Raw genomic sequence first — 25,071 nt, forward strand, 5'->3', positions numbered from 1 at the left:
GCATTGTGATGCGGTGGCGGGGGGTGGGGATGAGGGGGAAGGAATTATTTTTTGGGGCGCTGGAATAGGCGTGTCTTGGGGCTTCGGCGTTTGCCCGCTTTACCCCCCTCTGTCCTGCCGGACATCTCCCCCACAAGGGGGGAGATCGACTCGCGGCGATGTCTCGGCTATCTCGATGTCTGAGGATGGAGTGGTGAAAGCGCGCCTTGCCGATCTCCCCACCTGTGGGGGAGATGCCCGGCAGGGCAGAGGGGGGTAAAGCCGCATACGCCAACTCTATCAATGCCAAGCGTCGCAAAGAACCACAGCACACTGCATGCGAGTACTACCCGCCGATCTCCACCGCCATCGCCCCTTCGGCAATAAAATCCGGATTGGCCAGCGCATCCTCGCCTTCGCCCCTCACCGCATAGGCGAGCAGCCGGCCTTCGCAATCGAGCGTGCGGCCGCCAGCGGCACGCAGCACGGCGTCGCCAGCGGCCGTGTCCCACATCATGGTGCGGCTGAAGCGGGGGTAGATATCGGCGGCACCCTCCGCCAGCATGCAGAATTTCAGCGAGGAACCGACCGAGATACAGTCCTTCAGCCCGTGTTCGGCCACGAAGGCTTCCGTTTTGGCGGTGCAATGCGAACGGCTGATCAGCGCCACAGGCGAAGCGCCGCGTCGGCGGGCCCGGATGGGGTGGCGCGACAGGATCGCGCCGTCGCCTGATATTGCGAGCTTTTCGGCGGCGTTGTCCTTGCCCGTCCATGCCTGCCCGCGGCAGGGGGCGTAGACCACGCCGGCCACCGGCACGCCGTTGCGGATGAGCGCGATATTGACGGTGAAATCGTCCTTGCCGGAAATGAATTCCTTGGTGCCGTCAAGCGGATCGACGAGAAAGAACTCAGTCCCGGTTTCCGGCAGGATGCCGTTCGACACGGCCTCTTCGGCAACCACGGGGATTTGAGGGAAATGCGCGGCCAGCGCCTCGAGAATGATCGTCTCGGCGCGCTGATCGGCTTCGGTCACCGGCGAGCAGTCATCCTTGTAGGACACATGCGGGCCAGCGCGGTGAACCGCCATGATCGCCTGTCCGGCGTCCAGCGCCGCTTTTGTCAATATGTCGATCATCTCTCTGCCACAGCCATCCGGCGACGGGGGCATCCCGTAACGGGGTTTTGCCATTTCGTTCTTCGCTACTCCTTTGCCCGCTGCCCGTCAAATAATGGCATCAGACAATGCTAAAATAAGCATCCGGACGTCATTTTTTTAGCACTTCCTGCCAAAATCATGGCTCTTTTGACCGGGAAAGCGGCAGTCCATGTGGAAATTCCAAATTTTGTGCAGGATCGCCCGTTTTTGACTTCACATTTTTAGCGAACACGATATGCATTTTGGTAGTGGGGGTCGACTTATAAAGGCTTCCCTATAATTAACATAACGAGGCGTGGCCCATTTGAGGCCATACCCGGGGGAAAGACATGGAGTATTTTATCCAGCAGCTCATTAACGGGCTGACTCTTGGATCGATCTATGGCCTCATCGCTATCGGCTACACGATGGTTTATGGCATTATCGGCATGATCAACTTCGCCCATGGCGATATTTTCATGCTTGGCGGCTTTGCCGCGCTGATCGTTTTTCTGATTGCAACATCGTTTTTCGCCGGCATTCCGGTGGCGCTTCTTCTGCTTTTGATGATGATCGTCGCCATGCTGATGACCGGCCTGTGGAACTGGGTGATCGAGCGCGTCGCCTACCGCCCGCTCAGAGGTTCGTTCCGTCTTGCGCCGCTGATCACTGCCATCGGCATGTCGATCGCGCTGTCCAACTTCATTCAGGTCACGCAGGGACCGCGCAACAAGCCGATCCCATCAATGGTGACGGAAAGCTATCATTTCGGCGCCATCACCGTGTCGCTGAAGCAGCTGATCATCATGGTCGTTACCTCGGTGCTGCTTTTCGCCTTCTGGTATATCGTCAACAAGACCCCGCTCGGCCGGGCGCAGCGCGCCACCGAACAGGACCGCAAGATGGCCGCCCTTCTGGGCGTTGATGTCGACAAGACGATCTCCATCACCTTCATCATGGGTGCGGCGCTGGCTGCGGTCGCGGGCACCATGTATCTGATGTATTATGGTGTTGCCTCGTTCAGCGACGGCTTCGTGCCCGGCGTCAAGGCCTTCACCGCGGCCGTTCTCGGCGGCATCGGCTCGCTTCCGGGCGCCGTTCTCGGCGGCCTCCTGATCGGTCTCATCGAATCGCTGTGGTCGGCCTATTTCTCCATCGCCTACAAGGATGTCGCGGCATTCGGCATCCTGGCATTCGTGCTGATCTTCAAGCCGACCGGTATTCTCGGTCGTCCGGAAGTCGAGAAGGTGTGATCCCATGACCAATATCGCTTCCGAAAATGCCGCTTCCAGCCCGAGCCTGATGGCGACGGCCGTGAAGGAGGGGCTGATTGCCGGCGTCATCTCGTTCGGCATGTTCATCCTCTATATCGGCATCATCACCTATCAGGACATCAACAACCAGCTGATCTGGGGCACCCGCTGGGGGCTGCTGGCGATCTTCGTCGCCGTTGCCGCCGTTGGCCGCTTTCTTGTGGTCGGTTTCATCAAGCCGTCGCTGGATCGGCGCAAGATCTCCAAGGCCAAGAGCGGCGTGCTGGAAATCTCCGAAGAAAAAGGCTTTTTCCACAAGCACTTCCTGAAATTCGCGCTGGTTTTGCTGCTGCTTTATCCCGTCATCGCCGTGCAGTTGTTCGGTTTTCAGGGTTCGCTGAAATTCGTCGACAATTTCGGCATCCAGATCCTGATCTATGTGATGCTGGCCTGGGGCCTCAATATCGTCGTCGGTCTCGCCGGCCTGCTCGATCTCGGCTATGTGGCCTTTTATGCGGTGGGCGCCTATTCCTACGCGCTGCTATCCAGCCAGTTCGGCCTGTCTTTCTGGGTGCTGCTGCCGGTTGCCGGCATTCTTGCCGGCTTCTGGGGCGTCATCCTTGGTTTCCCGGTGCTTCGTCTTCGCGGCGACTATCTGGCGATCGTCACACTCGCCTTCGGTGAAATCATCCGTCTGGTGCTGTTGAACTGGACGGCCGTCACCAAGGGCACCTTCGGTATTTCCGGCATCGCCAAGGCTTCCGTCTTCGGCATCTGGTCCTTCGATGTCGGTGCGTCCAACAACTTTGCCAAGGCCTTCGGCCTGTCGATGTCGTCGGCCTATTACAAGATTTTCCTGTTCTACGTGATCCTGCTGCTTTGCATGCTGACGGCTTACGTCACCATCAAGCTGCGCCGCATGCCGATCGGCCGTGCCTGGGAAGCGCTGCGTGAAGATGAAATCGCCTGCCGTTCGCTCGGCATCGATACCGTCATCACCAAGCTCACCGCCTTTGCCACGGGCGCGATGTTCGGTGGTTTTGCCGGCTCCTTCTTTGCCGCGCGTCAGGGTTTCGTGTCGCCGGAAAGCTTCGTGTTCCTGGAATCGGCCGTCATTCTCGCCATCGTCGTTCTCGGCGGCATGGGCTCGCTCACTGGTATCGCCATTGCGGCGCTCGTCATGGTCGGCGGCACCGAGCTTCTGCGCGAAATGGAGTTCCTGAAGCATGTCTTCGGGCCGGATTTCACGCCGGAACTTTACCGTATGCTGCTCTTCGGTCTTGCCATGGTCATCGTCATGCTGTTCAAGCCGCGCGGCTTCGTCGGCTCGCGTGAACCCACGGCCTTCCTTAAGGAACGCAAGGCCGTCTCCGGCAGCTTTACCAAGGAAGGTCACGGTTGATGGCTTCCGGAACGACAACAATGACAAATGATACGATCCTCAAGGTCGAACATCTCTCGATGAAGTTCGGCGGCCTGATGGCCATCAACGACTTCTCCTTCGAGGCGAAGCGCGGCGAGATCACCGCATTGATCGGCCCCAACGGCGCAGGCAAGACCACGGTCTTCAACTGCATCACCGGCTTCTACAAGCCGACGATGGGCATGATCACCATGCGCCAGCAGAATGGCGAGGCGCACCTTCTCGAGCGCCTGCCGGATTTTGAAATTACCAAGAAGGCAAAGGTCGCGCGCACCTTCCAGAACATCCGCCTGTTTTCAGGCCTGACTGTTCTGGAAAACCTGCTGGTGGCGCAGCACAATGCGCTGATGAAGGCTTCGGGTTACACCATTCTCGGTCTTCTCGGCCTGCCCGCCTATAAAAGAGCGGTCAACAGCTCGATCGAGAAGGCCAAGTACTGGCTGGAAAAGGCCGATCTGGTAGACCGGGCCGATGACCCTGCCGGCGATCTGCCCTATGGCGCCCAGCGCCGTCTGGAAATCGCCCGCGCCATGTGCACGGGGCCGGAACTTCTGTGCCTCGATGAACCGGCTGCCGGTCTCAATCCGAAGGAATCGCTTGCGCTCAACACGCTGCTGCGCGGCATCCGCGACGAAGGCACGTCGCTGCTTCTCATCGAGCACGACATGTCCGTGGTGATGCAGATTTCCGACCACGTGGTGGTTCTGGAATATGGCCAGAAAATTTCCGATGGTTCGCCGGACCATGTGAAGAACGACCCGAAGGTCATCGCCGCCTATCTGGGTGTCGAGGATGATGAAGTGGAAGACGTGATTGCGGAAGAACTCGACGGAGGAGCGGCCTGATGTCCGGTGAACCGCTTCTGAAAGTCCAGGGTGTCGAAACCTATTATGGCAATATCCGGGCTCTGGCCGGTGTCGATGTCGAAGTCAACAAGGGTGAAATCGTCAGCCTGATCGGCGCCAACGGCGCCGGCAAGTCGACGCTGATGATGACCATCTGCGGCAGCCCGCAGGCCCGTGCCGGCCAGGTGATCTTCGATGGCGAGGATATCACCCAGCTGCCGACGCATCTCATTGCCCGCAAGCGTATTGCCCAGTCGCCCGAAGGCCGGCGGATTTTCCCGCGCATGACGGTGCTGGAAAACCTGCAGATGGGCGCCAATCTCGACAACCTGAAATATTTCAAGGAAGACGTCGAGAAGATCTTCGTGATGTTCCCGCGCCTGAAAGAACGCCAGAGTCAGCGTGGCGGCACGCTTTCCGGCGGCGAACAGCAGATGCTTTCCATCGGCCGCGCGCTGATGGCACGGCCGAAGCTGCTGCTGCTCGACGAGCCGTCGCTCGGCCTTGCGCCGCTGATCGTCAAGGGCATCTTCGAGGCGATCAAGAAGCTGAACAAGGAAGAGGGGCTCACCGTCTTCCTGGTGGAGCAGAACGCCTTTGCGGCACTCAAGCTTTCCGACCGTGCCTATGTGATGGTCAACGGCAAGGTGACGATGAGTGGTTCGGGCAGGGAGCTGCTCGCCGATCCGCAGGTGCGCGCCGCCTATCTGGAAGGCGGACGGCACTGAAAGATTTTACTTGCGCCGGAAATTTTGCGGCGCAAGACTGCAAACCGCAACCTGCCGGGGCCCTGGTGTCAGACGGCGGGACGCAAACAATAAAATGCCCGGCGGGAAACGACGGGACGACAGACAAGGCAGGGCCAGGGTGTTTCAGCCCGGCACTGATGGGGAAAGAGATGCAGGGCCTTTTTTTCGAAACCGATAACGGCGTGCGTTATGTTCTGCGCGCACTGGTTGTTCTCCTGGGTTTCTGGACGGCATGGCGCACGGGCAAATCCGTGGCCGATGGCTGGGGCGATTATACGCGTGTGGTAATCTATACGCTGGCATTGGGGCTCGTCATGCGGTTTCTGCATTACGCGCTCTTCAACGGGCCGTTCATCAACGGCTTCTATTACGTGTTTGACGTCGTTCTTCTTCTGGTCTTTTCCAGCATCGGTTTCCGCATGCGCCGGACAAGCCAGATGGTCAATAACTACTATTGGCTCTATGACCGCACGTCGGCATTTTCCTACAAGAAGAAAGATTGACAGGCGGATTTTTCCGGCTGCACAATGCTCGTCAGAGTGGAACGGTTTCTGTTCGGTTAAGGTGGGTATCGAACAGGTCCTTGCAATCAACCCATCCAAGGAACTGGGAGTAAAGTAATGAAGAAGTCTCTTCTTTCCGCTGTTGCGCTGACCGCCATGGTCGCGTTTGGCGGTTCGGCCTGGGCCGATGTCGTGATCGCTGTCGGCGCACCGCTGACCGGCCCGAACGCTGCTTTCGGCGCTCAGATCCAGAAGGGTGCCGAACAGGCTGCAAAAGACATCAATGCCGCCGGCGGTATCAATGGCGAGCAAATCAAGATCGTGCTGGGCGACGACGTATCCGACCCCAAGCAGGGTATTTCGGTCGCCAACAAATTCGTTGCTGACGGCGTGAAATTCGTTGTCGGCCACTTCAACTCGGGTGTTTCCATTCCGGCGTCTGAAGTTTACGCCGAAAACGGCATTCTCGAAATCACGCCTGCCGCGACCAACCCTGTTTTCACCGAACGCGGCCTGTGGAACACCTTCCGTACCTGCGGCCGTGACGACCAGCAGGGCGGTATCGCCGGCAAGTACCTGGCCGACCATTTCAAGGACGCCAAGGTCGCGATCATTCACGACAAGACACCTTATGGTCAGGGTCTTGCCGATGAAACCAAGAAGGCTGCCAATGCTGCCGGCGTGACCGAAGTCATGTACGAAGGCGTCAACGTCGGCGACAAGGACTTCTCCGCGCTGATCTCGAAGATGAAGGAAGCCGGCGTTTCCATCATCTACTGGGGCGGCCTGCACACGGAAGCCGGCCTGATCATCCGCCAGGCGGCTGACCAGGGCCTGAAGGCCAAGCTCGTTTCGGGCGACGGTATCGTTTCGAACGAACTTGCCTCCATCGCCGGCGACGCCGTTGAAGGCACGCTGAACACCTTCGGCCCCGATCCGACACTGCGCCCGGAAAACAAGGAGTTGGTCGAGAAGTTCAAGGCCGCCGGCTTCAACCCGGAAGCCTACACGCTCTACTCCTATGCCGCGATGCAGGCGATTGCAGGCGCCGCGAAGGCCGCCGGTTCCGTGGAGCCGGAAAAGGTTGCCGAAGCCCTGAAGAAAGGCTCCTTCCCGACCGCACTCGGCGAAATCTCCTTCGACGAGAAGGGCGACCCGAAGCTTCCCGGCTACGTCATGTACGAATGGAAGAAGGGCCCGGACGGCAAGTTCACCTACATCCAGCAGGGCAGCTAAGCCTTTCCCTTATGCCTTATCGAAGCCCGGCAGCGATGCCGGGCTTTTTGTTTTCCGGGTTAAGCCTCCTGACCTTCGTCATGCCGGCCATCTTTTCAGACGACGTCCGCCAAGCGCTCCAGCACCATGGCGGCCCGCTCAGAAACCGGCTCCTTCGGCACTATCACTGTTTCATAATTCAGCCGGGCATAATCCCGGACCAGCCGCTCATATTCCTTAACCGCCGCATCGAAACCGTGTTTGCGCTCATCATCGCCGCGGTAGATTTCCGGCCAGGGTGGGGTGAGGAAGACCAGAGAATTATAACGGTGCGCATGGCGCAGCGTATCGATGAAGCCATCGCCGCTTATATGCCGTAATGCGGAGGCGGCATCGATCAGGCCGCGGTCGAAGAAGACAAGGCCTTCCGGTGGGGCCATGCGCCGGTCTTCGAGCGCCATGGCGATGGCCCGGCGGGCGAAAGCCTGCATGTCGATCCAGGGCAGGGCCGCGCCGCCATTGCGGGTTTCCTCGATGACGATGCGGCGGCCCGGTTCTTCCACGATGGCGAAACCGCGCCGGGATAGTTCGGCAAGCAGGGTGGATTTACCGCCGCCGGAGCAGCCGGAAAGGATGATGAAACGGTTCATGGGTGTTTGTTCCTGTGTTGAGGATGAGGGTGGAACAGAGGATTTTGGGGAGGATAGGTGGCCGCTTGTTTCTTCTCCCCGAAGGGGAGAAGGTGGCCCGAAGGGTCGGATGAGGGGGCTAGCTCTCCGGATATATCTACCGTCGCCCCCTCATCCCGCTGCCGCGGACTTCTCCCCCTCGGGGAGAAGAAACAAGCGGCGGCCGCCCGGCCAATAAGCGGGTGGCGTGCACTCAAGCGGAAAATATATGCCGGACGAACCTTAGCATATTAACGGCGGTCGTCACCCCTGATGCAGGACATGCGCCGCCTTGACCGCGGCGGAAGCGCGGTTTTCGACGCCGAGCTTCACATAGATCTGTTCCAGATGTTTGTTCACGGTTCTCGCGGAAAGGCCGAGAATATCGCCGATATCACGGTTGGACTTGCCTTTGGCGATCCACAACAGAACTTCCGATTCCCGTGTGGTCAGGGCGAAATGGCTTTTCAGCAGATGGTCGTCGGATTTCTCGTTGGCGGCGGTCAGGCGGAAGAGATATTCGTCCGGTCCCATTGCGCCGAGGAAGGAGAGCTGCAGGGCAGGCCGTCCGGCCTCGGTGATCGTCAGCGGCGTGTCGCGGGCGGCATCCACCGTTGCCCTGTCCGAGAGCCAGCCGGAAATATGGGCAACGACGATCTCCAACCCGTCGTCGCGGCCGGTTGCGGCATTGACCAGCCGCGTCGCCTGCGGGGTGGACCAGTGGATGGCGCCATTGGCGCGCACGGCGAGCAGATGGCGGCCGGCGGCATCGAGCGCCACGCGGGCGCTCTGGGCCGAGCGGGCATTGGAAAGGTGCACGCGGATGCGGGCACGCAGCTCGTCAATATTGATCGGCTTGGTCAGATAATCGACACCGCCGGATTCGAGCGCCCGCACCACATGTTCGGTCTCCGTCAGCCCGGTCATGAAGATGACAGGCACCTGCGCCACCGCCGCATTGGCCTTCAGGCGGCGGCAGGTCTCGAAACCGTCCATGGTGGGCATGACGGCGTCGAGCAGGATGATATCGGGCGTGATGCGTTCAGCAATGTTGAGCGCGGCCTGTCCCGAGGTGGCGATGAGGGCGGAAAAGCCTGACTGTTCCAGCGCGTCGGTGAGGAACCCGAGCGCTTCCGGGCTGTCATCCACCAGCAGGACGATGTCTCTCGGAGCCGCTGTTGCCTGACCGCTCATGCCTTGCCGTCTCCCATGGTGTTATTATCCGCAAAACGCTTGAGAAAATGCGCGTAACCGGCCAGATCGAAAGCCTGCACATAAGTGCCAAGCTCCTGCGTGAAGGGCAGGTTTTCCGTGTTGCGGGCGAGATCGGCGAGTTTCGCCTCAATGCCGCGTATGTAGCCGATTTCGCCGAGCTGCTGCAAATCCCTGATATGGATAGCGCCCGGATGGATGATCCGTGCAACCGGCTGCGGAGCGGGTTCCGGGGGCATGTCCGTCTCGTAAATCCATTTCAGGCCGAGATGCACGGCGAGCCTGTCGCACAGGTGGCGGATATCGACCGGCTTGGCGATGGCGTCGTTGTGGTTGTCCTCGCCCGCACTTCCATTACCGTTGGCCACGGTCCCGTCGCCGATATTGGCTGAGAGCATGATGAGCGGGGCGGTCTGGCCGGCTTCGCGCAGTTTCGTGACCAGCTGCCAGCCGCTCATGCCGGGCATGGAAATATCGATGAGGAAGAGATCGGGTTTCACGCCTTCGATCAGCGTCAGGCATTCCGGTCCGCTCTGGGCGGTCAGCACCACGAAATCCAGCGGCGAGAGCACCTGCCGCATCAACTCGCGGTGATCCTCATTATCATCAACCACGACGATGGTGCGGCGCGGGCCGGAATAGGAGCGGATGGTCTTTTCCGGCGCGGGCGCGGTGCTTGGCCGGTGCACGGCTGACAGCATCAGGCGGACGCGGAAGGTGGAACCCTCATCCTTTTCACTGGAAACGGAAATCTCGCCGCCGAGTGTGTTGGTCAGGAGCCGTGTGATGGTGAGGCCAAGGCCGAGCCCCGGCATTGGCCGCACGCTCTCTGCTTCGCCGCGCTGGAAGGGTTCGTAGATGCGGGCGAGGTCCTTCTGTGCGATGCCACGGCCGGTATCTGAAACGGTGAAGCTTGCCACCTGGCTGCGATAACCGACATCGAAGGTGACTGCGCCCTCATCGGTGAATTTGATGGCGTTGGAAAGCAGGTTGACGAGAATCTGGCGCAGCCGCTTTTCATCCGTGCGGACATATTGCGGCAGCGAGAAAGCGCGCTCATGGCGGAATTCCAGCCCCTTGGCCTGCGCCTGCGGGCGGAACATATCGACGATCTGGTCGAGGAAATCCTGGATATTGATCTCGTTGGAATAGACCTGCAGGCGGCCGGCCTCGATCTTGGAAATATCGAGAAGCCCGTCGATCAGGCCCGACAGGTGATCGGCTGAGCGGCGGATGACTTTTATGGCCGATTGCCGGGGAGGGGGAATGGTGTCGTCGCGCTCGAGGATCTGGGCATAACCCAGAACGGCATTGAGCGGCGTGCGCAATTCATGGCTGAGGCCTACCACGTAACGGCTCTTGGCGCGGTTGGCGGCCTCAGCGGTTTCCTTGGCGTCCTGAAGGGCGGCATCGGTCTTCTTGTGGGCGGCGATTTCCTTGAGCAGCAATGTGTTCTGACGCGAAGATTCCTCTTCCGCCACAACGCGGCTGTCATGGGCAAGCACGAGGAACCAGCAGACGATGCCGGCAATGACGGCGAAGACGAAAAACACGATGAGGATGGTGCGGTTCACCACATCCGCCGTTGCCGGCGAGGCGGTGCCGACCTGATGGGCGATCAGCGCCAATATGCCGCCGATGGCGGTGACGGCAATCGCCGCCGCCATGCCGTACCGCCCCAGCCGGGTGGCGAGTTTCGCCACCAATTGCCTCGGCAGGAAGGTTTTGGCGACACTCGCGACCTGATAGTTGAGCTTGGCCTTTGGCTTGCACATGTCATGGCAGCGGCTGTCCAGTGAGCAGCAGAGCGAACAGATTGGCGCGGCATAGGCCGGGCACCACGCCATGTCTTCCGGTTCGAACGGGTGTTCGCAGATCGAGCAGGTGATCGCGCTTTCTTCGCGCCATTTCTGGCGCGGCTTGCGGGCAAGGTAGAATTTACCCTTGGTGGCGAAGGCGAGGGCGGGCGAGGCGATGAAGGCGACGATGAGCGTCAGATAGGGGGCGAGCGAGGCGGCAAGCGCCCCGAAAGCGCCAAAATGCGCCATCAGCGCGATGGTGGCCGAAAGCGCCATGGAGCCGACGCCGACCGGATTGATATCGTAGAGATGGGCGCGCTTGAATTCGATACCGGGCGGCGCAAGGCCGAGCGGCTTGTTGATGAAGAGATCGGCGGAAATCGTACAGAGCCACGCCATGGCGATGATGGAGAAGATACCGAGCGTTTCTTCCAGCAGGCGGTAAATGCCGAGTTCCATCAGCAAAAGCGCGATCACCACGTTGAAGACCAGCCAGACGACGCGGCCGGGGTGGCTGTGGGTGAGGCGGGAGAAGAAATTCGACCAGGCGAGCGAGCCCGCATAGGCGTTCATGACGTTGATCTTCAGCTGCGAGACGACCACGAAGGCGACCATCAGCAGCATGGCGGCTGTCTCGTTGGGGATCATGTAACCGAAGGCGGTGAGATACATTTGCGCGGGATCGGCGGCGCGGTCTACCGAGACGCCGGAACTGAAGGTGAGCACGACGAGGAACGAGCCCGCGAGCAGCTTCGGCACGCCGACGACGACCCAGCCAGCGCCGGCCAAGAACACGGCTATGCGGTGGCGAAGCCTGCTCTGGCCTTCGGCGGGCAGGAAGCGCAGGAAATCCACCTGTTCGCCGATCTGCGACATCAGCGCCAGAATGACGGCCGACGCCGCGCCGAACTCCACGAGATTGAAATCCGCGACCGTGCCTGGCGGGCCGGATGCATGGTGGATGCCGGCAAAGGCGCGCCAGAGATCGTATTTTTCCCAGTCCATCAGGGCGATGAAGATGAAGGGCAGGATGTTTAGCACGATCCAGAAGGGCTGTGTGATGATCTGGAACCGGCTGATGAGCCGTACGCCATGAGTGACGAGCGGAATGACCATGACGGCGGAGATGATGTAGCCGATCCACAAGGGAATGCCGAGCGCCAGCTCCAGCGCGCCGGACATGATCGACGCCTCGATGGCGAAGAGCATGAAGGTGAAGGCAGCGTAGATGAGCGAGGTGATGGTGGAGCCGATGTAACCGAAGCTTGCGCCGCGTGTCAGCAGATCGATATCTACCCCGTGGCGGATGGCATAACGGCTGATCGGCAGGCCGACCGCGAGCATTGCCACGGCAGCGACAAGGATGGCGTAAAAAGCGTTGGTGGTGCCGTAGGAGAGCGTGATTGCCCCACCGATGGCTTCCAGCGCCAGAAAGGAAATCGCGCCGATGGCGGTGTGGGAAATGCGGTTGGAGGAAAATTGCCGGGCGCTCTTGGCGGTAAAGCGCAGCGCATAATCTTCCAGCGTCTGGTTGGCGACCCAGCGGTTATATTCGCGCCTGACGGGGATGATGCGTTGCCGTGCCGCCATGCCTATTGAGCGCCTTTCCGCCCGCGGCCTCTCACAGGCGCACCGACATGCCGCCATCCACCGTCAGCACATGGCCGTTGACGAAGGAGGCCGCGTCGCTGGCCAGAAACAGGGCCGCACCGGCAATCTCGTCCGGTCTGCCCCAGCGTTCCAGCGGCACGCGTAGCTTGGCGAAGGCCACCATCTCAGGATTTTCGGCAAGGGCAGCATTGGTCTCGGTGGCGAACATGCCCGGAGCAATCGCATTGCTGGTGATGCCGCGGGCGCCATATTCAACGGCGATGGCCCGCATCAGGCCCGTCAGCCCCTGTTTGGCGACAGGATAGATCGCATCGCCCGGCCGCACGATGTGGCCAAGAATGGAGGTGATGGTGATGATGCGGCCATAGGCCTTTGCCGCCATGGCTTCCGCCGCATCCCGCGACAGGGAAATGGAGGAGGTGAGGTCGGTGCGGATCAATTCCAGCACGTCCTCATCGCTGAACTCGGACAGCGGCCGACGGTCGCGCGCGCCGACATTGTTGACGAGAATATCGAGGTGGCCGAGTTCGCTCATGATGCGGTGGACGAGCGCCGCCCCGGCTTTGGTATCGGCAATATCGAAGGCGGCATAATCCGCCTTGCCGCCTGCCTTGCGCAACGAGTCGACCGCCTGTTGCAACGTCTCGGCATTGCGGCCGGTCAGCCAGACATGGGCGCCAGCTTCGGCAAAGGCTTTGGCGATTTCAAAACCGAGACCGCGGCCGCTGCCGGTGATGATGGCGGTGCGGTTCTTCAGGGAAAATTTGTCGAGAATGCCCATCGTTCACCTTTCTGCTCGAAAGCACATGGCCTGCTTTGAGGCACCGGGGCGAACCCTGTCCGGGTCAAGGAAGCGGCGATGCCATCGCTCAAAACCACGCAGATGCCTGCGCCGGGATGACTATGCCGCATGTGGCGACGGGCGAAAGGTCACCTGTCCGCCTGTCCGTTCGGTGGACAGAAAAATGGCGCCGCCCGGCTCGGGCGACGCCATCAGTTTGATATCAGGCAGCAGCCGACTTTGCGAGCGGCACTTCGGCGATCGTCTTCAGAACGACGGAAGCGATCTGGTAAGGGCAGCCCTGCGAGTTCGGACGACGGTCTTCGAGGTAACCACGGTAACCGTTGTTGACGAAGGAGTGCGGAACGCGGATCGACGCGCCACGGTCTGCCACGCCATAGGAGAACTTGTTCCACGGAGCGGTTTCGTGCTTGCCGGTCAGGCGCAGATGGTTGTCCGGACCGTAAACGTCGATGTGCTCCTGCCAGTTCTTGGCGAAAGCGGCCATGAGGGCTTCGAAATAGTCCTTGCCGCCAACTTCACGCATGAACTTGGTGGAGAAGTTGCAGTGCATGCCCGAACCGTTCCAGTCGGTATCGCCGAGCGGCTTGCAATGGAATTCAACGTCGATGCCGTACTGTTCGCACAGACGCAGCAGCAGGTAACGGGCGATCCAGATCTGGTCGGCGGCGCGCTTGGAGCCCTTGCCGAACACCTGGAATTCCCACTGGCCCTTGGCCACTTCGGCGTTGATGCCTTCGTGGTTGATGCCGGCTTCGAGGCAGAGATCGAGATGCTCTTCAACGATTTCGCGGGCAACCGAACCGACGTTCTTGTAACCGACGCCAGTGTAATACGGGCCCTGCGGAGCGGGGTAACCCTGTTCCGGGAAGCCGAGCGGGCGGCCGTCCTGGTAGAAGAAATATTCCTGTTCGAAACCGAACCATGCATCTTCGTCTTCGAGGATGGTGGCGCGGCTGTTGGATGCATGCGGGGTGACGCCATCGGGCATCATGACTTCGCACATGACGAGCGCGCCGTTGGTGCGGGCCGGATCCGGGTAGATCGCAACGGGCTTCAGCACGCAATCCGACGAGTGGCCTTCGGCCTGCTGGGTGGAGGAGCCGTCAAAACCCCAAAGTGGCAGCTGCTCGAGTGTCGGGAATTCGTCGAATTCCTTGACCTGTGTCTTGCCGCGCAGGTTGGCGACGGGCTTGTATCCATCCAGCCAGATGTACTCGAGTTTGAACTTAGTCATTACGAACCTCTCATAGGTAAAAATGCGAAGCCTTGAGGCTTCCGTGGCTTTCGCCGCCGGAAGCGCTTTCGCGTTCAAGGGCTGACCCCTTAGATGCATGCCGCGTGCCAGATTGGCGATATCAGGCGATTTTTTCGAAAAATCTTTCAGGGGCCCTGGCGCGCAGGGGCTGCGATATCGCGCGCACCCGCTTCTGTTGCGCTGCAACAGGCAAATTCACCCCTCATGTTTTATCATTGAATCCTGATAGATAGCCGGCATCCTCAGCGGAAATGCCCTGCTGCGATGCAATGATTTCGATTGCGCGCGACGGATTGGCATTTGCCCCAAAAACCGGCGCTTTCGGAATGGTTTTTCTTGCTGATTGACCGATTAATGCCTATATTTTTCGCAACGTGATTTTTTTTTAATCAAACGGAGCGAATCCGGTCTTTGTGGGTTTGCTCCAGACCTAAATGTTTCGATGCAAACAAAGTGAGATGGTCGATATGGCAACTGGCTTTCATCGCGAGACGGCAACGATCTATCAATTCCCGGTCGGCGGGCGCGCAGGTGCTTCCAAGTTCCGCAACAGCGGGCTGAGCGAGCTTGAGCGTGAGGCGAAAGAGCCGCATGTGGATTTCGGCTCCTGGTATCATGACGACGCGATCCGCGACGAAGAGCGGGACGGCAAGCCGCATTCCTGATCTGAGACCGTGTCGCAGGTTTCTTCTCCCCGCGGGGGAGAAGGTGGCCCGAAGGGTCGGATGAGGGGGCTAGCTCTCCGTATATCTCGACGCTCGCCCCTCATCCCGCTGTCGCGTACTTCGCCCCGGCGGAGAAGAAACAAGCGGGAAACTATCGTTCCGTTTTTTGAGCTTGGGCGGTTTGCCCGTATACCTCCACTTTCGATCCATCACTCGGCGTCATCCTCGGGCTTGACCCGAGGATCCACTCTCTCAAGCAGCCATGGATCCTCGCCTTAAGGGCGAGGATGACGGCGAGTGAATTGCGGCACCGCGTCGAGGGCTGGCACTGCATTCACCTACCCCAACCCCCACTGCACCTTTCGCCACCCCGCCTACGTCAATTGACGTATACGGTTTCGCATCCGCGAGATCGATAGTCCCTCCCAGCAGCGGTCGTAGATACCGCTGAGCCTCCACGAGAGGCCAACAAGGAGAGGGGTTCTTCCGATGATGTTCCGCAAGACGCTTAGTGCCGCGCTGCTTGGCGCGATCCTGTCCACCACCGCCTTCCATGGCGCCTTTGCTGCCGACGACACCATCAAGGTCGGCGTGCTGCATTCGCTGTCCGGCACCATGGCGATTTCAGAAACGACGCTGAAAGACGCCATGCTGATGCTCATCGATGAGCAGAACAAGAAGGGTGGCGTTCTCGGCAAGAAGCTCGAAGCCGTGGTGGTCGATCCGGCCTCCGACTGGCCGCTATTTGCCGAAAAGGCCCGCCAGCTGATTTCGCAGGACAAGGTCGCCGCCGTGTTCGGCTGCTGGACGTCGTCCTCGCGTAAATCCGTTCTGCCTGTCTTCGAGGAACTGAACTCGATCCTGTTCTATCCGGTTCAGTACGAGGGTGAGGAATCCTCGCGCAACATCTTCTACACCGGTGCCGCCCCCAACCAGCAGGCCATTCCGGCCGTCGATTACCTTGCCAATACCGAAGGCGTCGAGCGCTGGGTTCTGGCTGGTACCGACTATGTCTATCCGCAGACCACCAACAAGATCCTGAAGGCCTACCTGATGTCGAAGGGCGTCAAGGAAGAGGACATCATGATCAACTACACGCCGTTCGGCCATTCCGACTGGCAGACGATCGTGTCCGACATCAAGAAATTCGGCTCGGCTGGCAAAAAGACCGCCGTGGTTTCCACCATCAATGGTGACGCCAACGTGCCCTTCTACAAGGAACTGGCCAACCAGGGCGTCAAGGCCGAGGATATCCCGGTCGTCGCCTTCTCCGTGGGTGAAGAAGAGCTTGCTGGTCTCGATACCGCGCCGCTGGTCGGCCACCTTGCCGCCTGGAACTACTTCCAGTCCGTCGATGCACCGATCAATGCCGAATTCATCAAGACCTGGCATGCGTTTACGAAAAACGACAAGCGCGTGACCAACGACCCGATGGAAGCCGCCTATATCGGTTTCAACGCCTGGGTAAAGGCCGTCGAATCCGCCGGAACGACGGATACGGACAAGGTTCTCGACTCGATCATCGGTGTTTCCGTGCCGAACCTTTCGGGCGGTTACTCCACCGTGATGCCGAACCACCACATCACCAAGCCGGTGCTGATTGGCGAAATCCAGGCTGACGGGCAGTTCGAAATCGTGCAGCAGACCCCGCAGGTCGTGGGGGATGAGTGGTCGGATTATCTGCCGGATTCGAAGGACCTGATTTCGGATTGGCGGAAGCCGATGTCCTGCGGGAACTTCAATGTGGCCAGTGGGAAGTGCGGCGGCAAGGGTAGCTGATTAGCGGGATGGTGGCCGCTCCCCTTGTTGGGGGGCGGTTTTATCATTCGAAACTGAACAAGAATTACCCCCCTCTGCCCTGCCGGGCATCTCCCCCTCAAGGGGGGAGATCGACCTGCGGCGAGGTCCCGCCCATCTCGGAGTTCGAGAATGAAATGGCGGGAAAGCATCTTGCCGATCTCCCCCCTTGAGGGGGAGATGCCCGGCAGGGCAGAGGGGGGTAAAGCCGCATACTCAACGGGCGCCACACAAACGCCCCGTTGCAAACCGCCCTAAGGACCCCGACATGACGATCCGATCTTTTCTCGGAGCTATCTTCCTCTGGCTCACCCTGGGGATCGCAGCCCAATCCTTCGCGCAGAGCGATCCGAAGGCGCTGATCGATCAGCTCGGCACGGCTGACTTCAAGCAGGCCGAAACGCTTATCGGCCAGATTGCCGCCACGGGCGACGCGCGTGTCGTGCCGGCGCTTGAGGCTTTCGCGGCGGGCGATCTTTACGTGCGCAAGGCCGACAATCTGGTGTTCATGACGAAGCCGTCGGGTTCCAATTTCACGCTCGTTGATCCGCTGACCGGCGAAAGCGCCGGTGAAGCGCCGAAGGCGGCTGTTACCAAAATCAGGGTCAATAACAATCTGCGCCGCGTCATTCGCGCCGCGATGGGCGGTCTGACGCTGCTCAGTCCGGAACGCTCCGTGCGGCTTTCCGCCGCCGATGCGGTTCTGAAAGCGCCGAGTGCTGAAAATCTCGAATTGCTGGAAGCGGCCATCGCCAAGGAGACCGATACGGAAGTGCGGACCCGGATGGAGGAAGCGCGGGCTGTCTCGCTGCTCTCCTCGGACCGTCCGCTCGACCAGAAGAAAGACGCGATTGCCACCATCAAGAGCCTTGGCGGGCGCGATGCGATCGGCATCCTCATGGCGGCGTCCGCGTCCGTGGATCAGAGCCTCAAACCCGATGTAGACGAGGCGATTTCCAGCATCGAAAGCGCGCTTGCCTTCTGGGATTACGCCCAGAATGTCTGGTACGGCCTGTCGCTCGGTTCCGTGCTGCTGCTGGCCGCGATCGGCCTTGCCATCACCTTTGGTGTGATGGGCATCATCAACATGGCACATGGCGAGATGGTGATGATCGGCGCTTACTCCACTTTCATGGTGCAGGAAGTGATCCGCAGTCACTTCCCCGGCCTGTTCGACTGGTCGCTGGCGATTGCCCTGCCTGCCGCCTTTCTGGTGACGGCCTTCGTTGGCCTCGTGATGGAGCGCGGTGTGATCCGCTTCCTTTACGGGCGGCCGCTGGAAACGCTGCTGGCCACCTGGGGCATCTCGCTGATGCTGCAACAGGGCGTGCGCTCCATTTTCGGCCCCACCAACCGGGAGGTTGGCAGCCCCGGCTGGATGTCCGGCTCCTTCAGCCTCGGTTATCTCAATTTCACCTGGAACCGGGTGTGGATCGTCTGCTTCTCGCTGTCGGTGTTCTTCGCGCTGCTGGTGCTTCTGAAGCGTTCCGCCTTCGGATTGCAGATGCGTGCCGTGACCCAGAACCGCCGCATGGCCTCCTCCATGGGTATCCGGACGCCCTGGGTGGATGCCTTCACCTTCGCGCTCGGTTCCGGCGTTGCCGGCCTTGCCGGCGTGGCGCTGTCGCAGATCGACAATGTCTCCCCCAATCTCGGCCAGAGCTACATTATCGACAGTTTCATGGTGGTGGTGTTCGGCGGTGTCGGCAATCTCTGGGGAACGCTGGTCGGGGCGCTGTCGCTCGGCGTGCTCAACAAGTTCCTTGAGCCGACCGTGGGCGCCGTGCTCGGCAAGATCCTCGTGCTCGTCCTCATCATCCTGTTCATCCAAAAGCGGCCGCGCGGTCTCTTCGCACTCAAGGGAAGGGCGATCGAAGCATGATTACCGGCTTCCTCCTGCGCGCGCTCGATCGCCGCATTTCCATCGCCATCGGCATCATTCTGGCCATCGCCGTTCTGGTGCCTGCCTCCAACCTGTTGCTGCCGGAGGGTAGCGCGTTTCGCATCCCGACCTACATCATGTCGATGCTGGGCAAATATCTGGCCTATGCGCTCTTGGCGCTGGCGCTCGATCTCGTCTGGGGATATTGCGGCATTCTCTCGCTCGGCCACGCCGCTTTCTTCGCGCTCGGCGGTTATGCCATGGGCATGTATCTGATGCGCCAGATCGGTACGCGCGGGGTTTATGGTCATCCGGTGCTGCCTGATTTTATGGTGTTCCTCAACTGGAAGGAACTGCCGTGGTTCTGGCAGGGTTTTGACATGTTCTGGTTTGCGGCGCTGATGGTGCTTGTCGTGCCGGGGCTGCTGGCCTTCGTGTTCGGCTGGTTCGCCTTCCGCTCGCGCGTCAACGGCGTTTATCTCTCGATCATCACCCAAGCCATGACCTATGCCCTGCTGCTCGCCTTCTTCCGCAATGACATGGGTTTCGGCGGCAATAATGGCCTCACCGATTTCAAGGATATTCTCGGCTTTTCCGTGCAGGCGGATGGCACACGCGCCGTGCTGTTTGCCGTAACCGCCGTGATGCTGGCGATCTCGCTGCTGATTGCGTCAGGCATCGTCAATTCCAAATTCGGCAAGGTGCTGGTGGGCGTGCGGGATGCCGAAAGCCGGGTTCGTTTCCTTGGTTTCCGGGTGGAAAACATCAAGCTTTTCACCTTCGTCGTGTCTGCCATGATGGCGGGCATTGCCGGTGCGCTGTTCGTGCCGCAGGTGGGCATCATCAATCCCGGCGAATTCTCGCCCGCCAACTCCATCGAAGTGGTGGTGTGGACGGCGGTGGGCGGGCGCGGCACGCTGATCGGGCCGATCATCGGGGCGCTGCTGGTGAATGGCGGCAAGAGCTATTTCACCGGTGCTTTTCCTGAATTCTGGCTGTTTGCGCTGGGGGGCCTCTTCATCGCGGTGACGCTGTTTTTCCCCAAGGGCATTGTCGGCACGCTCCAGTATTACCTTGCCGGGCGGCGTGAAAAGCGTGTGGCGCGGGCGGCAGTTGGCGGAGCGCAAGCCGGTAACGACAGCGGTTCGACAGTGGCACAGCAGGCGGCGGAGTGAGCGGACATGAACACGATTTCTGAAAACAGAACCAAAAGCCTGCTTTATCTCGATGGCATCTCCGTGTCCTTCGATGGGTTCAAGGCGCTGAATTCGCTCTCCTTCGTGGTCGAACCGGGTGAGCTTCGCGCCATTATCGGCCCGAATGGTGCGGGCAAGACAACGATGATGGACATCATCACCGGCAAGACCCGGCCGGACACCGGCACCGTGCTGTTTGAAGACAGCATTGATCTCACCAAAAAGGACGAGGCTGACATCGCCCAGCTGGGCATCGGCCGCAAATTCCAGAAGCCCACGGTGTTTGAAAGCCACACCGTCTGGGACAATCTGGAGCTGGCGCTGAACCGCAAGCGCGGCGTGTTCGCCACGCTGTTTTACCGACTGACGGAGGAAGACAAGGTGCGTATCGAGGAAATCCTCGCCACCGTGCGGCTTGGCCACCGCCGGGGCGACCTCGCCGCCAATCTCTCGCACGGGCAGAAACAGTGGCTGGAGATTGGCATGCTGCTCGCGCAGGAGCCGAAGCTGCTGCTGGTGGACGAGCCGGTGGCGGGCATGACGGATGCGGAAACGGCCGAAACTGCGGTGCTATTGAAAGAAATCGCCAAGACCCGTTCGGTGGTGGTGGTGGAACACGACATGGGCTTCATCCGCGAGCTGGGCGTGAAGGTGACGTGTCTTGCCGAAGGCTCGGTGCTGGCGGAAGGGTCGATCGATTTTGTGTCCAGCGATCCGAAGGTGATCGAGAATTATCTGGGGCGGTGATGGTGGTGTGTGTCACAAGGACATTTGGGCGTTTGTCGCTGTGGATCCTCGGGTCAAGCCCGAGGATGACGGCAGTGGGTATGTTGTCACCAGTGCCCCATTCTCCGCCGTCATCCTCGGGCTTGACCCGAGGATCCACCCCCAAGCCCTCAGCCAAACTCCTCATAAAGATCACGCCATTCCGGATTAAAATCTTCAATCAGCTTGATTTTCCAGTCGCGATACCAGCGCTTCAACGATTTCTCCCGCTGGATGGCGGTGCCGATGCTCATATGCTCCTCATACCAGACGAGGCGCGTACATCCATAACGACTGGTAAAACCTTCCGTCAGGCCCTCGCGGTGTTCGTAGATTCGCTGCTCGAGGCTGGACGTGACGCCGATGTAGAGCGTTCCGTGTCTGCCGCTCGTGACGATATAAACGAAGCCGGTCATGGTGGGCTCCCGGAGGTGGATCCTCTGGTCAAGCCCGAGGATGACGGATGGGGTGTGGTTACGTCTGGAGCTTATACCTGCAATGTTGCACGGACATTTTTGCACCCTGACGTCCCACAGCCCGGGCGAAATCTCGATGTGGTGGCGTCGTTTTCCGTCCCGCGCCTAGCTACGTCATCCTCGGGCTTGACCCGAGGATCCACAATCCGCTCCCCGATGAAGCTACAGGTGGCACCATGCTGACAGTCGAAAACATCAACCTCCACTACGGCGCAGCCCAAGCGCTCCGCGGCGTTTCGCTTAATGCAGAGATGGGCAAGATCACCTGCGTCCTCGGTCGCAACGGCGTGGGCAAAAGCTCGCTTTTGCGCGCCGTCACCGGCCAGCAGGCCACCAGTGCCGGGACGATCAGTTTCGGCGGTGCGGCGCTGGATGGGCTGGCGCCTTACCAGCGGGCGAAGCGCGGTGTCGGTTATGTGCCGCAGGGGCGTGAAATCTTTCCGCTGCTCAGCGTTCAGGAAAATCTGGAAAGCGGTTATGCGCCGCTGCCGCGCAGGGAACGGTTCATCCCGGACGATATTTTCAGCCTGTTTCCGGTGCTGCAATCCATGCTGTCGCGGCGCGGCGGCGATCTCTCCGGCGGCCAGCAGCAGCAGCTTGCGATTGGCCGGGCGCTGGTGACGCGGCCGAAAATCCTCGTCCTCGACGAGCCGACCGAGGGCATCCAGCCGTCGATCATCAAGGATATCGGCCGGGCGATCAAATATCTGCGCGATTCCACCGGCATGGCGATCCTGCTGGTCGAGCAATATCTGGATTTCTGCCGCGAGCTTGCCGACTATGTCTACATCATGGACCGCGGTGAAATCGTGCATGAGGGGCTGGCCGAAACGCTGGATACACCGGAAGCGCGGCGTCATCTGACAGTATAAATCGAGACTAAAAATGCTGCGCGCCGATCACGGCGTGCAAACGGCCGATTAATATTTTGAAAGCCTATGCGCCTCTGCATGGCTTTTATGCGCAATTTTAGCATTTCGTTGAATAAAAGCCTGTGATATTGGCAGCGCAAATGCTGCATGCGAGACACAGGAAAAGTCTATTCGCACGCCGCGACAGTTGATCCCTTACATTCCATGCACCTCCGACGTATCGTCGGGGACATAGTGCCAATAAAGGCGTGTCAATGAATCCAGACTTTGCAATTGGCCGGGCTACCCGGTTCTTCCGCTCCGCCCGCACCCTCGTTCTGGGCATTGCAATGTGCGCGAGCGCCGGCGTCGCAGCGTCGGCATCGACCTGCGGTCAGCTTCCCGGACCTGGCATGGTGCCGGGCCGGCATGATTTTTCCATTCTCTCTAACGGGCAGAAACGCGACGGCGTCTATTTTGTTCCCTCCGCCTATGACGGAAAAAAGCCGCTGCCGGTGGTATTCGATTTCCATGGCTCCAACAGCAATCCGCACGGTCAGCTGAACCGCAGCGGCTGGGACAAGCTGGCCGAGCGTGATGGTCTGATGGTTGTGGCGCTGGCCGGCAGTCTGAACGGCGAATTGCCCGGCACCCATGCCTGGAACGTGCCGGGCGTTACGACGCGTCCCGGCGGGCTGGATGAGGTCGGTTTCATTCGCAATGCGATTGACATGGTCAAGGGCAAGTTCTGCGTGGATGAAGAGCGCTTTTACGCTTCCGGTTATTCCGGCGGCGGGCGCATGCTGTCGCAATTCATCTGCAGCGGCAACGCGGATTTCACCGCCGCCGGTTTCGTCGCCTCGTTGCGCGCGGGTTATCCGCTGGAGACCGAAGGCAAGTGGAGCCCGGATGTGGCCAGCTGCCAGCCGGCGCGGCCGATGTCGATCATCGCCTTTGCGGGCTTGAAGGATCCTGCCAACCCCTATCAGGGCGGCGGCAAATCCTATTGGCAATATGGCGGCGAGACGGCGCTGAAACGCTGGGCCGAGATGGACGGCTGCAAGGGTGCTGCCAAAAGCAAGGTGGGCGAGAGCTTCACCGTTAATTCTTACGATGTCTGCAAGGCTGGTGCGCGCATCCAGTCCTATGTCATCGAAAACTGGGACCATGCCTGGCCGCGCGCCACCATGAAAGCGGAAGTGCTGGCCGCGAGCGCCGTCGTTACCCGCAAACCCGGCGGTGAGCAGACGCCGAAGGCCGAACCCGCCGTGGAGCGCAAGATGCCCACAGGCGAAGTGACGCGCACGGTTGATGCGGCCGAAAGAATGTGGGATTTCTTCCGCAACACGGAAGGGCAGATGGTGGTGGACGCCGTCGTCAAGAAGGACTGTGGCGCCAAGGCCGCGTCCGCTTCCGCAAGTACATCGGAGACCGCGTGCAGCAGCAACAGCAAGCCATCGGCCCTTCCGGTTGTGAAGACGCTCAACAACCTGTCCGGCAGCAGCGCGCCCGTGGCAGAGGACGCGTTGTAACCAAGGCGGTTGAAGGGCGCAGCCGGCTGGACGAGCTGTTCCAGGAAGGCTGTGCCAAAATCCGCCTGCCGGACACCTTTTCAAACGAAGCCGAAGCCATTCTCATCAATTCCTCCGGCGGCCTGACCGGCGGAGACGAGATCGAATGGCAGGCGGTTGCCGGTGCCGGCACCTCGCTTGTCGTGACAACGCAGGCCTGCGAGAAGGTCTATAAGGCATCATCAGGCACAGCCACCGTCACTGCCCGCGTTTCGGCCGGGCCGGGTGCGCGGTTACACTGGCTGCCGCAGGAAACCATCCTCTTCGACCGGGCGTCGCTGACCCGCCGGCTGGAAGCCGATCTCGACGCCTCCTCCGAATTCATCGCCGTCGAAGCCGTGCTGCTCGGCCGCCAAGCCATGGGCGAGGCGATGACGCATGGCCTGTTCCGCGACCGGTGGCGCATTCGCCACGGGGGCAAGCTGGTGCATGCGGAGGAACTTCTGCTTCAGGGCGAGGTGGCGGAGCTGACCGCGAAATCGGCGGTTCTGGCCGGTCAGGTGGCCTTTGCGACGCTTCTCTATATCGGGCCTCTCTCCGAGGCGCTTCTGCCTAAAATCCGGGCTATTGCCGGTGAAAGCGGCGGCGCCAGCGAATGGCAGGGCAAGCTTGTCGTGCGGGTGTCGGCGGCGGACGGTTTCTCCCTCAGAAAATTGCTTTTTCCGATCATTTCGCTCTTGCGAAACGGCGCGCCAGTGCCGAAAGTCTGGAATCTGTAATCCCTTCGGATCGCCTCGTGACGGGCATCCTTCGGGGTCTGTCAAATGTCGGATCTGATCTCCCGCAAAGCAGCTTTGCGGAGCGGATGCCAAGCTGCGGGACGACGATGAACCTTAGCCCAAGAGAAAAAGACAAGCTTTTGATTTCCATGGCCGCCATGGTGGCGCGCCGCCGGCTGGAGCGTGGCGTGAAGCTGAACTATCCCGAAGCGATTGCGCTGATTTCCGATTTCGTGGTCGAGGGTGCCCGCGATGGCCGCGCCGTTTCCGATCTGATGGAAGCCGGCGCGCATGTGATTTCCCGCGATCAGGTGATGGATGGCATTGCCGAGATGATCCATGACGTGCAGGTGGAAGCGACCTTTCCTGATGGCACCAAGCTGGTGACCGTTCACGAACCGATCCGGTGAGGAGGGTGGCATGGCGCTGGAACTGAGGCCCAATTGCGAATGCTGCGACCGCGATCTTGCGCCCGACAGTCGGGATGCGATGATCTGCTCGTTCGAATGCACCTTCTGCGCCGATTGCGTGACGGATGTACTCAAAGGCGCCTGTCCGAACTGCGGAGGCGAGTTGGTTCGCAGGCCGGTGCGCCCGGCAGTGAAACTCGTCACCAATCCGGCGTCCATAAAGCGCGTGCTGAAGGCCGAAGGCTGCGCGGCCGCGACTGCCGCCTGAGACAGAAACAAGGGAAACA

The 25,071-nt window shown here is 60.2% G+C and carries 23 protein-coding genes; 16 read left to right on the forward strand and 7 right to left on the reverse strand.

Annotated elements, in window-relative coordinates; genetic code table 11:
• Positions 1–325 precede the first annotated feature (325 nt).
• A complete protein-coding gene (cysQ, locus tag O8B93_RS23575) occupies positions 326–1,114 on the reverse strand; it encodes a 3'(2'),5'-bisphosphate nucleotidase CysQ (protein ID WP_269712319.1) in 789 nt (262 codons plus the stop codon).
• 350 nt (positions 1,115–1,464) lie between these two features.
• On the opposite strand from cysQ, the gene O8B93_RS23580 reads away from it, so the two are divergent.
• The 6 genes from O8B93_RS23580 to O8B93_RS23605 all read left to right on the forward strand — a co-directional run bounded on the left by O8B93_RS23580 (position 1,465) and on the right by O8B93_RS23605 (position 7,123).
• Positions 1,465–2,367 carry a branched-chain amino acid ABC transporter permease gene (locus O8B93_RS23580; RefSeq protein WP_006314979.1) on the forward strand — a complete coding sequence of 301 codons (903 nt, stop codon included), beginning with the start codon at positions 1,465–1,467 and terminating at the stop codon, positions 2,365–2,367.
• A 4-nt stretch (positions 2,368–2,371) separates the two neighbouring features.
• The gene (gene livM / locus O8B93_RS23585; protein ID WP_269712265.1) at positions 2,372–3,769 is read left to right on the forward strand and encodes a high-affinity branched-chain amino acid ABC transporter permease LivM; all 1,398 of its coding nucleotides are present in this window, start codon (positions 2,372–2,374) and stop codon (positions 3,767–3,769) included.
• Positions 3,769–4,635, forward strand: coding sequence for an ABC transporter ATP-binding protein (locus O8B93_RS23590; RefSeq protein ID WP_269712266.1), 867 nt, complete (start codon positions 3,769–3,771; stop codon positions 4,633–4,635). The genes livM and O8B93_RS23590 overlap by 1 nt, the downstream gene beginning before the upstream one ends.
• Positions 4,635–5,363 carry an ABC transporter ATP-binding protein gene (locus O8B93_RS23595; protein WP_269712267.1) on the forward strand — a complete coding sequence of 243 codons (729 nt, stop codon included), beginning with the start codon at positions 4,635–4,637 and terminating at the stop codon, positions 5,361–5,363. The genes O8B93_RS23590 and O8B93_RS23595 overlap by 1 nt, the downstream gene beginning before the upstream one ends.
• A 170-nt stretch (positions 5,364–5,533) precedes the next feature.
• Positions 5,534–5,887 (forward strand): DUF6867 family protein, encoded by a 354-nt coding sequence (locus O8B93_RS23600; RefSeq protein WP_006314983.1) that lies wholly within the window; start codon positions 5,534–5,536, stop codon positions 5,885–5,887.
• A 117-nt stretch (positions 5,888–6,004) separates the two neighbouring features.
• Entirely contained in the window at positions 6,005–7,123 is a 1,119-nt protein-coding gene (locus tag O8B93_RS23605) for a branched-chain amino acid ABC transporter substrate-binding protein (protein WP_006314984.1), read from the forward strand.
• Positions 7,124–7,218: 95 nt separating this feature from the next.
• Here the strand turns inward: O8B93_RS23605 and O8B93_RS23610 are convergent, their stop codons facing one another.
• The 5 genes from O8B93_RS23610 to O8B93_RS23630 form a co-directional block, all read right to left on the reverse strand.
• Positions 7,219–7,752, reverse strand: coding sequence for an AAA family ATPase (locus tag O8B93_RS23610; RefSeq protein WP_269712268.1), 534 nt, complete (start codon positions 7,750–7,752; stop codon positions 7,219–7,221).
• 282 nt (positions 7,753–8,034) lie between these two features.
• The gene (locus O8B93_RS23615; RefSeq protein ID WP_269712269.1) at positions 8,035–8,964 is read right to left on the reverse strand and encodes a response regulator; all 930 of its coding nucleotides are present in this window, start codon (positions 8,962–8,964) and stop codon (positions 8,035–8,037) included.
• Positions 8,961–12,371: a hybrid sensor histidine kinase/response regulator gene (locus O8B93_RS23620; RefSeq protein ID WP_269712270.1), complete on the reverse strand. Its 3,411-nt coding sequence runs from the start codon at positions 12,369–12,371 to the stop codon at positions 8,961–8,963. The genes O8B93_RS23615 and O8B93_RS23620 overlap by 4 nt, the downstream gene beginning before the upstream one ends.
• Before the next feature lie 31 nt (positions 12,372–12,402).
• Entirely contained in the window at positions 12,403–13,173 is a 771-nt protein-coding gene (locus O8B93_RS23625; protein WP_269712271.1) for an SDR family oxidoreductase, read from the reverse strand.
• Between the two features lie 223 nt (positions 13,174–13,396).
• On the reverse strand, positions 13,397–14,431 hold the full coding sequence (locus O8B93_RS23630; protein ID WP_269712272.1) for a glutamine synthetase beta-grasp domain-containing protein: 1,035 nt from the start codon (positions 14,429–14,431) through the stop codon (positions 13,397–13,399).
• A 479-nt stretch (positions 14,432–14,910) separates the two neighbouring features.
• On the opposite strand from O8B93_RS23630, the gene O8B93_RS23635 reads away from it, so the two are divergent.
• The 5 genes from O8B93_RS23635 to urtD all read left to right on the forward strand — a co-directional run bounded on the left by O8B93_RS23635 (position 14,911) and on the right by urtD (position 20,739).
• The gene (locus tag O8B93_RS23635; protein WP_269712273.1) at positions 14,911–15,117 is read left to right on the forward strand and encodes a DUF2735 domain-containing protein; all 207 of its coding nucleotides are present in this window, start codon (positions 14,911–14,913) and stop codon (positions 15,115–15,117) included.
• A 489-nt stretch (positions 15,118–15,606) separates the two neighbouring features.
• Entirely contained in the window at positions 15,607–16,896 is a 1,290-nt protein-coding gene (urtA, locus tag O8B93_RS23640) for an urea ABC transporter substrate-binding protein (protein WP_269712274.1), read from the forward strand.
• Positions 16,897–17,182: 286 nt separating this feature from the next.
• Positions 17,183–18,796 carry an urea ABC transporter permease subunit UrtB gene (urtB, locus tag O8B93_RS23645; RefSeq protein WP_269712275.1) on the forward strand — a complete coding sequence of 538 codons (1,614 nt, stop codon included), beginning with the start codon at positions 17,183–17,185 and terminating at the stop codon, positions 18,794–18,796.
• Positions 18,793–19,971 (forward strand): urea ABC transporter permease subunit UrtC, encoded by a 1,179-nt coding sequence (gene urtC, locus O8B93_RS23650; protein WP_269712276.1) that lies wholly within the window; start codon positions 18,793–18,795, stop codon positions 19,969–19,971. The genes urtB and urtC overlap by 4 nt, the downstream gene beginning before the upstream one ends.
• Before the next feature lie 6 nt (positions 19,972–19,977).
• Positions 19,978–20,739 carry an urea ABC transporter ATP-binding protein UrtD gene (gene urtD / locus O8B93_RS23655; RefSeq protein WP_269712277.1) on the forward strand — a complete coding sequence of 254 codons (762 nt, stop codon included), beginning with the start codon at positions 19,978–19,980 and terminating at the stop codon, positions 20,737–20,739.
• A gap of 149 nt (positions 20,740–20,888) precedes the next feature.
• Here the strand turns inward: urtD and O8B93_RS23660 are convergent, their stop codons facing one another.
• Complete coding sequence (locus O8B93_RS23660) at positions 20,889–21,173, reverse strand: GIY-YIG nuclease family protein (protein ID WP_269712278.1); 285 nt, start codon at positions 21,171–21,173, stop codon at positions 20,889–20,891.
• A gap of 236 nt (positions 21,174–21,409) precedes the next feature.
• Here O8B93_RS23660 and urtE point away from each other — a divergent pair, with 236 nt between their 5' ends.
• The 5 genes from urtE to O8B93_RS23685 all read left to right on the forward strand — a co-directional run bounded on the left by urtE (position 21,410) and on the right by O8B93_RS23685 (position 25,052).
• The gene (urtE, locus tag O8B93_RS23665) at positions 21,410–22,105 is read left to right on the forward strand and encodes an urea ABC transporter ATP-binding subunit UrtE (RefSeq protein WP_142840511.1); all 696 of its coding nucleotides are present in this window, start codon (positions 21,410–21,412) and stop codon (positions 22,103–22,105) included.
• A 254-nt stretch (positions 22,106–22,359) separates the two neighbouring features.
• Positions 22,360–23,616: a CE1 family esterase gene (locus tag O8B93_RS23670; protein WP_269712279.1), complete on the forward strand. Its 1,257-nt coding sequence runs from the start codon at positions 22,360–22,362 to the stop codon at positions 23,614–23,616.
• Complete coding sequence (locus tag O8B93_RS23675) at positions 23,520–24,374, forward strand: urease accessory protein UreD (protein ID WP_269712280.1); 855 nt, start codon at positions 23,520–23,522, stop codon at positions 24,372–24,374. The genes O8B93_RS23670 and O8B93_RS23675 overlap by 97 nt, the downstream gene beginning before the upstream one ends.
• Before the next feature lie 107 nt (positions 24,375–24,481).
• On the forward strand, positions 24,482–24,784 hold the full coding sequence (locus tag O8B93_RS23680; protein WP_269712281.1) for an urease subunit gamma: 303 nt from the start codon (positions 24,482–24,484) through the stop codon (positions 24,782–24,784).
• 10 nt (positions 24,785–24,794) lie between these two features.
• The gene (locus O8B93_RS23685; protein WP_269712282.1) at positions 24,795–25,052 is read left to right on the forward strand and encodes a DUF1272 domain-containing protein; all 258 of its coding nucleotides are present in this window, start codon (positions 24,795–24,797) and stop codon (positions 25,050–25,052) included.
• Positions 25,053–25,071: the final 19 nt, after the last annotated feature.

It is taken from the genome of Martinezella rhizogenes (assembly GCF_027460065.1).
GTDB classification, from domain to species: Bacteria; Pseudomonadota; Alphaproteobacteria; order Rhizobiales; family Rhizobiaceae; genus Agrobacterium; species Agrobacterium rhizogenes_C.